Annotated in this window: 12 protein-coding genes; 2 read left to right on the forward strand and 10 right to left on the reverse strand. The window is 68.1% G+C overall.

Going from position 1 to position 13,300, the window contains the following annotated elements; translation table 11 throughout:
- Positions 1–9 precede the first annotated feature (9 nt).
- From KCG88_RS00170 to KCG88_RS00210, 9 genes are all read right to left on the reverse strand, one after another.
- A complete protein-coding gene (locus KCG88_RS00170) occupies positions 10–2,448 on the reverse strand; it encodes an alpha/beta fold hydrolase (protein WP_210711454.1) in 2,439 nt (812 codons plus the stop codon).
- 14 nt (positions 2,449–2,462) lie between these two features.
- The gene (locus KCG88_RS00175) at positions 2,463–3,905 is read right to left on the reverse strand and encodes a TIGR01777 family oxidoreductase (RefSeq protein ID WP_047288054.1); all 1,443 of its coding nucleotides are present in this window, start codon (positions 3,903–3,905) and stop codon (positions 2,463–2,465) included.
- A gap of 15 nt (positions 3,906–3,920) precedes the next feature.
- Positions 3,921–4,394, reverse strand: a complete 474-nt coding sequence (locus KCG88_RS00180; protein WP_047337376.1) for a hypothetical protein — start codon at positions 4,392–4,394, stop codon at positions 3,921–3,923.
- 76 nt (positions 4,395–4,470) lie between these two features.
- Entirely contained in the window at positions 4,471–5,376 is a 906-nt protein-coding gene (locus KCG88_RS00185) for an alpha/beta hydrolase (protein WP_210711455.1), read from the reverse strand.
- A 423-nt stretch (positions 5,377–5,799) separates the two neighbouring features.
- A complete protein-coding gene (locus tag KCG88_RS00190; protein WP_210711456.1) occupies positions 5,800–6,261 on the reverse strand; it encodes a cysteine hydrolase family protein in 462 nt (153 codons plus the stop codon).
- Positions 6,258–6,635 (reverse strand): glyoxalase/bleomycin resistance/dioxygenase family protein, encoded by a 378-nt coding sequence (locus tag KCG88_RS00195; RefSeq protein ID WP_210711457.1) that lies wholly within the window; start codon positions 6,633–6,635, stop codon positions 6,258–6,260. Before KCG88_RS00195 ends, KCG88_RS00190 begins: the two co-directional genes overlap by 4 nt.
- A 66-nt stretch (positions 6,636–6,701) precedes the next feature.
- Positions 6,702–8,528, reverse strand: coding sequence for a glycoside hydrolase family 15 protein (locus KCG88_RS00200; RefSeq protein WP_210711458.1), 1,827 nt, complete (start codon positions 8,526–8,528; stop codon positions 6,702–6,704).
- A complete protein-coding gene (locus KCG88_RS00205) occupies positions 8,521–9,321 on the reverse strand; it encodes a glucose 1-dehydrogenase (RefSeq protein WP_047288050.1) in 801 nt (266 codons plus the stop codon). Before KCG88_RS00205 ends, KCG88_RS00200 begins: the two co-directional genes overlap by 8 nt.
- 112 nt (positions 9,322–9,433) lie before the next feature.
- On the reverse strand, positions 9,434–10,021 hold the full coding sequence (locus tag KCG88_RS00210; protein WP_210711459.1) for a TetR/AcrR family transcriptional regulator: 588 nt from the start codon (positions 10,019–10,021) through the stop codon (positions 9,434–9,436).
- A gap of 135 nt (positions 10,022–10,156) precedes the next feature.
- Between KCG88_RS00210 and KCG88_RS00215 the strand changes: the two genes are divergently transcribed.
- The gene (locus KCG88_RS00215) at positions 10,157–11,329 is read left to right on the forward strand and encodes an MFS transporter (protein ID WP_210711460.1); all 1,173 of its coding nucleotides are present in this window, start codon (positions 10,157–10,159) and stop codon (positions 11,327–11,329) included.
- Positions 11,330–11,399: 70 nt separating this feature from the next.
- The gene (locus KCG88_RS00220; protein ID WP_210711461.1) at positions 11,400–12,140 is read left to right on the forward strand and encodes an alpha/beta fold hydrolase; all 741 of its coding nucleotides are present in this window, start codon (positions 11,400–11,402) and stop codon (positions 12,138–12,140) included.
- A gap of 181 nt (positions 12,141–12,321) precedes the next feature.
- Here KCG88_RS00220 and KCG88_RS00225 read toward each other — a convergent pair whose 3' ends face one another.
- Positions 12,322–13,290: a siderophore-interacting protein gene (locus tag KCG88_RS00225; protein ID WP_047288046.1), complete on the reverse strand. Its 969-nt coding sequence runs from the start codon at positions 13,288–13,290 to the stop codon at positions 12,322–12,324.
- Positions 13,291–13,300: the final 10 nt, after the last annotated feature.

Consider the following 13,300-nt stretch of genomic DNA (forward strand, 5'->3'; position numbering starts at 1 on the left):
GCGCGGGTTTCAGCCTTCTACCAGGCTCAGTTGGCCGTCGGCATACAGCACTTCGCGGCCGATCCAGGCCGGGTCTACCTGGGGCAGTACCGCCGAGGGCTTGCGCAGTTCGCGCAACAGGGTCGAACCGTGGGACAGGCGCCCGCCCATGCGTGCGATCACAGCCCGGGCCTGCTGATAGTGGGCATGGCGCCCGGGGTCGAGGGTGTCCTCCAGCAGAATGTCGACCCCCAGCACGCCCTGGACCTGGCCCGGGTAGATCATGAACCCCGCCGCCTGCTCGCTGCCTTCGCGGCCGTCCTGCCAGAAGCTGCCGCCACGGTTGCGCACCTGCTCATGGGGGGCGAACCAGTAGCTGCGATCAGCCTCGGGCACGGCATGGTGCAGGCGGAAAAAGATCCGCATCAGGTTGTCCCGGTACCACTCGCGCACTTGCAGGTAATAGCCGCGCATGCCCGGCAAGCCCAGGCGGTGGGCCAGGGTGATGGCCGGGCTCCAGTGCGGGAAGGCTTGCAACGGCAACTCGGCGCACTGCGGGCGCGGGGTGCCGGGGTCGGTTTCCCAGGGCAGGCGATGGGGGCTGTTGTCCAGGTTGTCGTAGGCGGTGGGCGGACGCCCCAGCAGCGCGCCGCCACTACTGGTCAGGGCGGTGGCGATGCACAGGTTGCCCTGCACCACGAACACATAGAAGCGGCTGAACCAGTCTGCCAGTTGCTGGCCGTCGGCCCCGGCGCCGTGCAGCTGCGCCAGCTCCCGGTCGAAGCGTCGCAGGCCCGCTTCCAGGTTCAGCAGGTGGCCGCGGGCGATGTGCTGCATGCGCAGGAAGCGCGGCAGCGAGCGCAACAGGCGCAGCGGGCGCAAGGGCAGCTGCGGGGTGGCGCCGCCCACCTCGCCGGCATAGCTGGAGGAGGGCAGGCCCCAGTCGGCCAGCCGCGCCAGGAACAGGTCATTGTTGATATAGGAAGCACCGCCGAATACCGCGGTGAAGGGTTCGTTGTCCTGCAGTACACGGGCGTCCCAGCGCGCCATGATCGCCGGAATGCTCGCCGCCGCGCGGCGCTGGCCGTACTCGACGAAACGGCTGGGTTGCGGTGGCAGGATCTCGGCGATATTGGCCGCGGTCAGGTGCCGGCGCCAGCCGTAGTCGCTGATGGGGCGGTACTGCAGCAGCCACAGTTGCTGGCCGTCCCAGGCCCATTCCACATCACCGGGCACGTAGTGGAAGGTCTTGAGCACCCCTTGCAGGAAATCCCACAGGGCGCTGGCGCTCAGGCCCCGGGTGGTGGCGAAACGGCCGCTTTCCCAGGCCGCGCCCAGGCGTGAAAGGATCGCCCGCTGCGGGCTGACCTGACCGTCGGCAAGGCTTTCCAGATGGCCCTCGACCCACTCCAGTTCCACCGCCAGGTGACGGACGAAGGCAATCCCCGACAGGGTCGGCTGGATAAAGCGCTGCACCACCACTTCCTCGACCCCGGCATCGCGCAGTTCGCTGATGCGCTCGGGCACTTGCTCGCTGGGCACCCGCAGGTAAGTGGTGCTCAAGCCGGCATTGGCCGAGTCGGCCTGGTCCTCGCCGTAGCTGGAGGAGCGCACCGCCCACAGCGCCGCGGGCTGGCTGGCGAGCAGGGCCGGCAGGCGCGGGTCGCGGGCGCTGTCCAGGGACAGGGCGCTGGGCACCGGTTGGCCGGCCAGCTCCGCCAGGCGCAGGCGGCCGCCCTTGGTGTGGGCCACGAAGCCGTTGTCGGCGGATTCCAGCCACGCGACGAACTCGGCGGGGTGGTCGATCCAGGGGTAATGGCCCCAGCCCGGCCGCAGGCTGACCCGCAGGTCGGCCCGGGCCAGGATGGCCGACCAGGCTGCGGCCTGGGCAATCCCCAGCAGCCGGTCCTGGTCGCCCCAGACCAGTTGCACCGGGTCCTTGATCCACTCCAGCAGCGGCAGCGCGGTATCGGCCCGCAGTTGCTCCCACAGCGGTACGAAGGCCCGGCACCGACCATAGCCGGCGCCCATGCGCCGGTACTGCTCCTGGCTCCACGGCTGGCGCGAGAACTTGCCGGCAAACCACGTCGGTTTATGGCTGAGCAAACCGTGAATCAGCAAGCGCACGGGCAGCGGCGACATCAGCGCCGGCAAGCGCCGTTGCCAGAGAAAGGCCCCCACGGGCGACAACAGCACGCTGCGGCAGAAGTGCCCCGGACGGCGCTGCAAGGCGTGCAGCACGATCAGCGCGCTGACCCCCACCGCGACAATCGCGTTGCCCGGCGCGGTCATGCCCAGCAGGGCCTCGGCGTATTCACCCAGGTCCTGGCAGGGCGGCAGCGGGTTGTCGCCAAACCCCGGCAGCTCCAGGGGCTGCACCTGATAGCGCTGGAAGTGCGGCAGGGCATCGTCCCACCAGTCGGCGGCGCTGCCATTGCCCGCCAGCAGGTACAACAGGGGCTTGCTCATGGGCATTCCTCAGCTCAGGTCAGGTCGCGCAGGGCGGCGTCCAGGGTCGGGTAACGGAAGCGGTAGCCGGCCTGCAGCAGGCGCGCCGGCACTACCTTCTGGCCATCGAAGAACAGCTCGGCCATCTCCCCGGCCAGGGCCCGTACCGGCGCAGCCGGCACATGCAGCCACACCGGGCGCTTGAGCACCTTGCCGACAGTGGTGGCGAAGGTGCCCTGGCTCACCGCTTCCGGCGCCACCATGTTGTAGGTGCCGGACAGCGTCGCGTCGTTCATGGCCCGGGCCATCACCTGCAACACGTCGTCGCGGTGCACCCAGCTCATGATCTGCCGGCCATCGCCCATGCGTCCGCCAAAGCCGAAATGGAAGGGCATCAGCAATGGCTTCAGGGCGCCCCCGGGACCGAAGACGATCCCCAGGCGCAGCACCACCTGGCGCACGCCGAAGCGGGTCGCCGGTTCGGCGGAGGATTCCCAGCGCGCGCACAGGTCGGCCATGAAGCCTTCGCCGCGCTCGGCGTTTTCATCCAGGCTCTGGCTGGCGTCGCGCACGCCATAGAAGCCGATGGCCGAAGCCTGGATCCACAGCTCCGGCTTGTGCTGGGCGTGTTGTAGCCAGTTGAGCAGGGCTTCGGTGGTGCCGACCCGGCTGGCCAGCAGTTGCGCCTGGCGCTTGGCCGACCAGCGCGGCCCGGCCACCGGGGCGCCGGCCAGGTTGATGATTACGTCGAAGGCTTCGCCGTGGCCCAGCTTGCTCAGCGAGCGCAGGCAACGGGCGCGACCGTCGAACAGGTAGGCGGCGCGCAGCGGGTCCCGGGCCAGCACGCTGACCGTGTGCCCGGCATCCAGCAGTTGGTTGACCAGGGTCTCGCCGATAAAACCGGTGCCTCCGGTGACCAGCACCCGCTTGCCGCTGCCCCCGGCAAAGGGGTTGGCGCCCTGGCCCTGGCGTTGCAGGCGCAGCGCCGCCAGGCCGTCGCGGATGCCCGAGGCGGTGACGCCCACGGCGAACAGGCTCAGGGCCCAGCCCTGCCAGCCCAGGTCGATGGGATTCAAGGCACTGGGCAGGCGTGACCATTCCAGCAGTTGCAGGCCGTACAGGGCGAAGAAGGCCCCGGCGTTGATCGCCAGCACGGTGTGCATGATGCGTTCGATGGCCGGCAGCTTGCGGCTGCGATCCTCGACCACGAAGTCCCACAGGGTCAGGCCGATTTCCAGGGCGAACAGTACGGCGATCACCAGGGCCCAGATGCCCTGGAACGCCAGGTGGGCGATGCCCATGAACAGCACGCCGTAGAAGCACGAGCGCAGGGCATGGATGCTCAGTTCCTTGCGGGCGCTGTGACGCTGCGGCAGGGCCACGGTGAGTTCGTGATGGTAGAGAGTATCCAGGGCGCCGAGCACGCCCTGGGCGAGCAACAGGGCGATGGCCCACTGCAGGATTGGCAAATCAGCCACGATGGTGAAGTCCTTTTACGAGGGAAGACGAGAGGTACGGCGGTCGTGGCGCTGCAGCCACAGTAACGGCGGCAGCAGCACCAGCAGGGCGAAGCTGTCGATCCACAGGTGGGCGGTCATGTTCATCTGCCAGGACAGCCACATGTCCTGGGGCGCCCACAGCACAATCCCGGCCATCAGCCAGGCCCAGGCGGCAGGTGCCCGCAGGCGGTTGCCCAGGTGCACCAGCCCCAGCAGGAACAGCGAATAGCTTTGCAGGGTGGCGCCGAACAGCCCCAGCCACCAGATCTGCTGGGCCCGGGCCGGTGCCGGCGCGGCGGCGCCCCAGAAGGCTTGTTCGATGCCCGCGAGGTAATCGTTGAACAGGCCACTGTGGCCGGCCCAGGCCAGCAGCAGCCCGGCCAGCAGGTGGCCGGCGCCGACGGCATACAGCCAGAGCACCAAGGCCCGGCGCAGGCCGGGTCGGGGAGAAGCGGCGACGGATAACATTCCATGTCCTGTGGGGGGATCGAGGCCGCGAAGTGTACCGATTTTTTCCGGCCCATGGCGTGCGCCGGTGCCCATCTCAAGGCTTGCCGAGCAACTCCAGCAGCGCGTCGAGGGTGGCTTGCGGCGCTTCCTGGGGCAGGTTGTGGCCGATCCCCGGGAGGATCCGCCGTTGATAGGGCCCACTGAACAGGCCGACATCGGGGTCCGGTTCGGTGGCCGGGCCGACGCCGTCGTCAGCGCCGCACAGGGCGATGGTCGGCACCCGGATCGGCGGTTGCGCCTCCAGCGCCCGTTCGATGCTTTCCAGGCCCGGGTCGCCCGGCACATAGCCGAAGCGATGGCGGTAGGAATGGATCACCACCGCGACGAAGTCCGGGTTGTCGAAGGAGGGCGCGCTCAGGCCATAGAGCCCCGGCCCTTGTTTCCAGGTTGGCGACCACAGGCGCCACAACAGCTCGCAGAATTCCCGGCGGTTGGCCGTCAGGCCGTCCACCCCGCGTTGGGTATTGAAGTAGTACTGGTACCACAGCCGCAGTTCGGTCTCCGGCGCCCGGGGCTCGATGGCCCGGGGAATGTCCTGGATGTTGTAGCCGTCGGCGCTCATCAGGCCCTTGACCCGCTGCGGCCACAGCGCCGCGACGATGCACGCGGCGCGCCCACCCCAGTCGTAGCCGGCGAGGGTGGCCTGGGGCAGGTGCAGGGCGTCCATCAGCTCCAGCAGGTCCCGGGCCAGGGCCGCCTGCTGCCCGGAGCGCATCACCTGTTCGCTGGCAAAGCGCGTCGGGCCGTAGCCCCGCAGGTAGGGAACGATGACCCGATAGCCGCGCTCGGCCAGGGGCGGGGCGATCTCGTCGTAGGACCGCACGTCGTAGGGAAACCCATGGAGCAGGATCACCGGCTCGCCGTTGCGCGGGCCATGTTCCTCATAGGCGATATGCAGGCTGGGGGTGCTGACCTGGTGCAGGGAGGCTGGGCTGGGCATGAGGACTCCGGATCCGGTGGGCCGGGAAAAGCTAGCGCAAAACTTGCGCGCTGTCCTCAAGCCGCAGCGGCATGCTGCCCGTGGGCGTCGCGCCAGCAGCCGGCGGATGTCTTCCAGGGAACTGTGGCCCTAGGGTTCGGGGCCCTTGATGTGCACGTAGCAGCGCAGGCCGACGGTGAAGCTCAGGGGCCTTATGAGGGCGTGCGAGTGCGGACTCTAGCGCTGTGTGGCCCGCAAGATCGCCTTCGCCGGCAAGCCGGCTCCTACGCAGCGGCGCCGCCACCTGAGGGCTGTATGCGCTGGCTTGCCAGCGAAGAGGCCCGCAAGATTGCCTTCGCCGGCAAGCCGGCTCCTACGCAACGGCGCTGCCACCTGAGGGCCGTAGGAGCTGGCTTGCCAGCGAAGGGGGCCGCAAGCCGGCCCCTAGAGTTCGTCGCTGCGGGCCAGGTGCTTGAAATGATGCCGCCACAGGTCGATGCCCAGGCCGCCGCTGCGGTCCAGGGACGAACCCACGGTCAGGTCGGTGAGCAGGGTCGGCTGCAAGCCGGCATCGAACAGGGCAAAACCTGCGGCCAGCACGCAGGTGTCGGTCTGGATACCGCACACCAGCACGCGCTCGGGGGCGAGGCTTTTGAGGTGCTCGAGAATCTCCGTCGTCGGCCCGTAGCCGTGCTTGATGAAGACCTTGTCGGCGGCCACCAGGCTCTGGTCATCCACCGCCGGCTGCCAGCCCAGTTGCCGGGCGAAGGGCGTGCGGCTTTCATCATGGCGCTCCACCGTGGCCACCGAGGGCATGAGCCCGAGCAGGCGGTTGATGCCGTCCACCAGCCACTGCGGAGGGTTGAAGCAGGGTTGCACGTCGATGATCAGCAGCACCTGGTTCATGACGCTTGCCCCAAACGGGCCGGCTGGCGCAGGCCGATGCAGTTGCCCCAGGGGGCCTGCACCTGGCAGATCGAGTCGCCGCCTTCAATGACCATGGGGCCGCGATACAGGTGCCCACCCAGCCCGGTCAGGCGCTGCACCTGGCCGGGCAGATCGGCGACCTGCCAGTACACCACCGTGCCCGCCGGCCCCTGGCCGACCTTGGCGTCGCAGGGGACGATTTCCAGGGACAGGCCCGCGAGCTGCAAATGGCCGAAATCATCCGGCTCATGCAGCACCCGGCGGGCCTGGGGAAAGGCCTGGGCGTACCAATGGGTGGCGGCACGCCAGTCGGCGGCATGGATCATCACGGCGATGATCGGCGAGTCGGGCATGGGGCGAGTTCCATTTCTGTCGGGCACCAAGGGAAGAGCGCCCCGGTCTCAGCACCGGGGCCGGGCTCAAGGTTGCCAGACGCTCTTGTCGCCACTCAAGCGCCGGTCGAGAAAACTTGCCGCGCTAATCAGCGCCAGGTGCGTCAGGGCCTGGGGCGTGTTGCCCAGGTGACGGCCGTGGCTGTCGAACTCCTCGGCGTACAGGCCCAGGGGGTTGGCGTAGCGCAGCAACTGCTCGAACTCCAGGTGCGCCTGCTCCAGGCGCCCGGCCCGGGCCAGGCATTCGACGTACCAGAACGAACAGGCGGCGAAGGCGCCTTCGGTGCCGGCCAGGCCGTCGATCTGGCTGTCGTCATTGCGGTAGCGGTAGACCATGCCGTCACGCACCAGGCTCTTTTCGATGGCATCCAGGGTCGCCAGCCAGCGCGGGTCCTTGGCGCTGACAAAGCGCACCAGGGGCATCAGCAGCATCGAACCGTCCAGGGCGGTGCTGCCGATGTGCTGGACGAAATGCCCGCGCTCCTGGTTCCAGAACCGGCTCCAGATATCGTCGTAGATGGCTTGCCGGGTCTGGTCCCAGCGGGCGAAGGGGGCCGGCAGCGAACGCTTGGAGGCCAGGCGGATGGCGCGGTCCACCGCCACCCAGCACATCAGCCGCGAGTGCAGGAAGTGGTGCTGCTCGCCGCGCATCTCCCAGATGCCCACATCCTTGCTCTGCCAGCTGTCACAGACCTGGTCCACCACCTGTACCGTGTGTTGCCAGCCTTCGTGGGAGATGGCCTCGCCGTACTTGTTCACCAGGTACACCGCATCCAGCAGCTCGCCGAAGATATCCAGCTGCACCTGGTCGTAGGCCTGGTTGCCGATGCGCACCGGTTGCGCGCCGCCGTGCCCGGAGAGGTGCCCAAGCTCGGTCTCCGGCAACTGCTGGCGGCCGTCGATGCCGTACAGGATATTGAGCTTCATCGGTTGCCCATGGCAGTCGCTGACCCGGCCCCGCAGCCAGCGCATGAAGGCGTTGGCCTCCTCGACGAAACCCAGGCGCATGAAGGCGTAGACGGTGAACGAGGCGTCGCGTACCCAGGTGTAGCGGTAGTCCCAGTTGCGTTCGCCGCCGGGGCTTTCCGGCAGGCCGAAGGTGGCCGCCGCGAGGATCGCGCCATGGCGCCTGGAGGTCAGCAGTTTCAGCGCCAGGGCCGAACGGTTGACCATCTCGCGCCAGCGCCCGCGGTAGTTGGACTGGCCGATCCAGTCGCGCCAGAACTTCAGGGTGCGCGTAAGGTGCAGCTCGCTATCGCCGTGCTGCACCCGCAGATCGTCGACGCCACCGAGGATGAATTCGGCGCCCTGGCCCTGTTGCAGCACGAACTCGGCCCGGGCCGAGTCCCGTTCAAGGTGCAGCGGCTGGTCGCCCAGCAGGCGCAGCCCGGGCTGCCCGGGGGCTTCGAAGCACACCGAGTCGCCTTCCTGTCGTGCCCCGGTGGTGGCCCGCCCATAGTCCAGGCGCGGCGCGCAGTGCAGGCGCAGGGTGGCCTGGCCGCTGACCACCCGTACCCGGCGGATCAGCAGCGGCAGCTGCTCGGGGTCGTCGTCGATGGTCAGCAGGTCGGTGACTTCCACCACCGCCTCGGCTCCCAGCCAGCGGGTCTGCAGGACGTTGCTGTCGGGCAGGTAGATCTGTTGGCGCCGGGCGTCGGCGAGCACCGGTGCCAGTTCGAAGATCCCGGCGGCGGCGGAGTCCAGCAGTGAGCAGAAGATGCTCGGGCTGTCGAACTCCGGCCAGCAGAAGAAATCGATGCTGCCCTGGTCGTTGACCAGGGCGGCGCTGCGCATGTCGCCGATGATGCCGTGGGCGTCGATGGGGCGCTGTGCCGTGGGATGCTGGTCAGCCATTGCCGCGAAACTCCGGATAGAGGCTCATGCCGCCGTCGATGAACAGGGTGCTGCCGACCACATAGTCGGAGGCGTCCGAGGCCAGCCATAGCGCGGCATTGGCCACATCCTCGGGATCGCCGACCCGGCCGTAGGGAATCAGCTTGAGCAGTTCTTGCTCTGCCGCGCCCTCGGTGGCGGCGCGGTTGATGGCGGTGCGGATCGCCCCCGGGGCGATGCCATTGATGCGGATCCGCTGCTGGCTGACCTCCTGGGCCAGGGTGCGCATCAGCATGTCCACGCCGCCCTTGGAGGCCGCGTAATTCACGTGCCCGGCCCAGGGAATCAACTGGTGCACCGAACTCATGTGGATGATCTTGCCCGCCGCCTTGGACACCCCGGCGCGCACCCCCTGGCGCTGGAAGATGTTCAGCGCCGCGCGAGCGCAGAGGAACTGCCCGGTGAGATTGACGCCGATCACCCGGTTCCAGTCGTCCAGGCTCAGGCTGGCGGCCGGCCCATCCTTTTGCAGGCCGGAATTGGCCACCAGGATGTCGAGAAAACCAAAGGCCTCGATGGCCTGGGCGAACAGCGCCTCGACCTGGGCCTCATCGGCCACATCGGCGCCAATGGCAATGGCCCGGCCGCCTTCGGCATTGATCCGCGCGGCCAACTGCTCGGCCGGCGCGGCCTGGGAGTTGTAGTTGAGCACCACGCTGGCGCCGGCCGCCGCCAGGGCGATTGCGGTGGCGGCGCCAATGCCGGAGCTGGCGCCAGTGACCAGGGCTACCTGCTGGTCGAGGGATATCTGCATGCACTGCACTCCTGTTGCCGCTGTCGAAGGCCGGGGCTGGTGCGCCCATGCGACACGCACCGCATCAGTGGCCCCTGTTGTGCTGACCCCGGACGCGGTTCAGGAGTTCAGTTCAGCGCGCTTGTTGCAGCCCGCGCAGCAGCAGCTCAAGCGCCTGCAGGGCTTGTTGCAGGCGTTGCCCGGGCTGCTCGGCGGCGGCGATCCACAGCGCCGCGTCCACCAGGCTGCCGTTGATCAGGCGCGCCAGGGCCTGGCTCGGCGCGGGCGTGATCAGCCCGGTTTCGACCAGCGCTTGCAGGCGGCGGCTGAGGGAGTCGATGCAGTGTTCCTCGGCGGGCTGCCGTTGCCCCAGCACGGCCCGGGCATCCTGCAGGACGATGCGGCGGATTTCGGCTTCCTGGGCCATTTCCAGGTAGGCCCGGCAGCGCTGGGCAAAGCCTTGCCAGGGATCACTGGCCGCCGCGGAAATGGCATCCAGGCGCTCATCCATTTCACTGTCGATCTGCTCCACCACCGCCGCCAGCAACCCCTGCTTGTCACCGAAGTGGTGATACAGCGCGCCCCGGGTCAGCCCGGCTTCGGCGGTCAAATCGTCCATGGAGGTCTTGGCGTAGCCCAGGCGGGCAAAGGCCTGGCGCGCGCTGGCAATCAGCCTGGCGCGGGTTTGCTCGATCATCGCGGCGCGTGGGCGGTTGCTCATGGATACAGTTCTCCAACAAATGGCGGGTTGACATACGAGGCGTATGTTTACATGATTTTTAACATACGAGGCGTATGTATTTCTACCGTGCCTGCCCTTTGTGGCAAGTTGCAGCCCCCCAAGGAGTCGTTGTAAATGGCAAACCCCTACCGCGAACTGTTCAAGGCTCCCGGCAGCCGGGCCTTTGTGCTGGCCGGGATGATCGCGCGCATGCCGATCTCCATGACTGGCATCGGCCTGATCACCATGCTGGCTCAATTGCACGGCGGGTACGCCCTGGCCGGTTCGGTGGCGGCGACGTTCGCTCTGGCCACGGCGTTCTGCTCGCCCCAGGTATCGCGCCTGGTGGACCGTTACGGCCAGAGCCGGATATTGCCCCTGGCCGCCGGCCTGGGGGGCGGGGCGCTGCTGGCCCTGCTGCTGTGCACCCGCTTGCAGGCCCCGCACTGGACCCTGTTCCTCTGCGCCGCCCTGGCCGGCTGCATGCCCAGCATGTCGGCCATGGTCCGTGCCCGCTGGACCGAGCTGTACCGCGGCCAGTCGCAACTGCAGACCGCCTATGCCCTGGAGTCGGTGCTCGATGAGGTCTGCTTCATCGTCGGCCCGCCCTTGTCGGTGGGCCTCAGCGTCGGCCTGTTTCCCGAAGCCGGGCCCCTGGCGGCGTTGCTGATGCTGGTGCTGGGGGGCGGTGTGTTCGTCATGCAGAAGAGCACCGAGCCGCCGGTCCATCCCCATGAGGAAGGGCACTCCGGCTCGATCATCCGCTCGGTGGAAATCCGCCTGCTGCTGTTGCTGATGACCGCCATGGGCACCATCGTCGGGGTGGTGGACGTGGTCAGCGTGGCCTTCGCCCAGCACCAGGGGCAGCCGGCGGCGGCGAGCATCGTGCTCTCGGTGTACGCCATCGGCTCGTGCCTGGCGGGCATCGCCTTTGGCGCCCTGAAACTGGCCACGCCCTTGCCCCGGCTGTTCATGTACGGCGGCATCGCCACGGCGCTGACCACCTTGCCGCTGCTGCTGGCGAGCAACATTCTCGGCCTGTCCCTGGCGGTGTTCGTTGCCGGGCTGTTTTTCTCGCCGACCCTAATCGTCGCCATGGCCCTGGTGGAACGCAGCGTGCCGCCGGCCAAGCTCACCGAGGGCCTGACCTGGCTGGTCACCGGCCTGAGCATCGGCGTGGCCCTGGGGGCCGCGGGGTCTGGAGCGCTGGTGGACCAGTTCGGCGCCCGCAGTGGCTTCTGGCTGGCCTTGGCTGGCGGCGCGGTGGTACTGGGGGCGGCGTTGCAGAGCTATCGGCGCATGCGCTGAGCTGATCGGTGGACTAATTTGTTCCCCTCGTGCTGCGTTTCTTTAGCGTCCATCCGTCGAGGGAATAACCGTGACTCAGTTGAACCTGCTGTGCCTGCCGTATTCCGGCGCCAGCGCCATGGTCTACAGCCGCTGGCGCCGCAAGCTGCCGCAGTGGCTGCACCTGCAACCGCTGGAGCTGCCCGGGCGTGGCACCCGTTATGCCGAGCCGCTGCACACCGACATGCGCGAGCTGGCGCGGCAGCTTGCCCTGGAAATCCGGGGCACGCTGCGCACCCCTTACGCCCTGTTCGGCCACAGCATGGGCGCCTTGCTGGCCTGCGAACTGGCCCATGCCTTGCGCGCCCTGGGGTGCCCGGAGCCGGTGGCGCTGTTCGCCTCGGGTACTGCCGCGCCGACCCTGCGCACCGAGTACGACCGGGGGTTTGCCGAGCCCAAGACCGATGAGCAACTGATCGAACAGTTGCGCACCCTCAACGGCACCAGCGAAGAAGTGCTGGCCAACCAGGAACTGATGAGCCTGACCTTGCCGATCCTGCGGGCCGACTTTCTCTTGTGCGGGCGTTTTCGCCCAGTGCAACGGCCACTGCTCAATTGCCCGGTGCATGTGCTGGGCGGCAAGACGGATCGCGCCACCACCGAGCAACTGATCGGCTGGCGCAAGGAAACCCACGGCAGTTTTTCGGTGGACATGCTTGCGGGCGGGCACTTCTTCATCCACGAGCACGAGGCCAAGGTGCTGAGCCTGCTCAAGGGCCATCTGGAGGTGCATCGCCGCCGCCACCTGCAACCGGTCGCCGCGCTTTCCTAGCGGCTACAGACATGCTTGCTGTAGCCGCTGGCGCAGGCTGCGCACGGCCCGCAGGGGCGCAAAAATCCCGAGTTCTCCAAAGGTTCGGCTGGCAATCGCCAAGCAAGCCCCTGCGGGCCTTGGCGCAGCTTCGCGGGCTCGGCAGCGGCTACAGGGAAGAGGGTGGGGCGGTTGGTGGGGTTCAACCCAGGGAGCTGCCCAGGCGCCAGTAGCCCATCAGCGTCAGGTTGCGACGCTCCTGGCCGCGCTCGTTGATCAGGTGGCGGCGAATGTTCATCACCGTGGCCGACTCGCCGGCCACCCAGGCGTAGAAATCGTTGTCCGCCGGTTGGGCGGTTTCCCAGAGGCGCTGTTCGTCATTGCGTTCGGAAACCTTGATCGGCCGGCGCTGGCTGTTGGCCGGCGGCAGTTCAGCCAGCTCCCGGGCGGCATGGATCAGGGTTTCGCCATGGCGTGCGCCCAGCAGGTCCCGGGGCAACCAGTTGATCCGCGCCTGCGGGTGGCAGCGCAGGTCGATGCAATCGCTTTCATAGGGCACTTCGATAAACGCCTGCACATCCGGGTGGTCCGGATAACCCTGCAGTTCTTCCAGAATGCCGGCAATCGCCGGCAGCGCGGTTTCATCGCCCATCAACAGCACCTTGCGGATCCCCGCCGGCGGCAGCCATTCATAACCACCGGGGTCGCCGCTGTAGGCCTTGTTCGGCACCACCATTTGCAGGCGGTCGCCGGGCCGGGCATGGGTGGCCCAGGCGGAGGCCGGGCCGTTGACCCCGTGCAGGACGAAATCCACATCCATCTGCGCAGGGTGCAGGCGCAGGGCGCGAATGGTGTAGGTACGCATCGGCGGTTGCTGCTCGGCCGGCAGCTTGCGCCGGGCCGCCTGCCAGTCGCCTTCCACCGGCAGTTGCGAGGGCGTGCCATCGGCCCCGGGAAACAGCAGCTTGATGCGCTGGTCCGGCGCCAGGGTGCGCGCCTGGGCGATGTCCTCGCCGGTGAACACCAGGCGGGCCATGGACGGGCTGAGGTGGATGCGCTGCTTGAGCTCGACGTTGATTACCCGGTAGCCCCGGGGTTGCTGGGCGCCGGCGCCTACCAGCTTGCGCAAGCCATTTGCCAGTGAGCTGGCCAGTGAAGTGGCGGAGGACATGATCGCGACC

The organism is Pseudomonas sp. MWU349, from assembly GCF_017947325.1.
GTDB classification, from domain to species: Bacteria; Pseudomonadota; Gammaproteobacteria; order Pseudomonadales; family Pseudomonadaceae; genus Aquipseudomonas; species Aquipseudomonas protegens.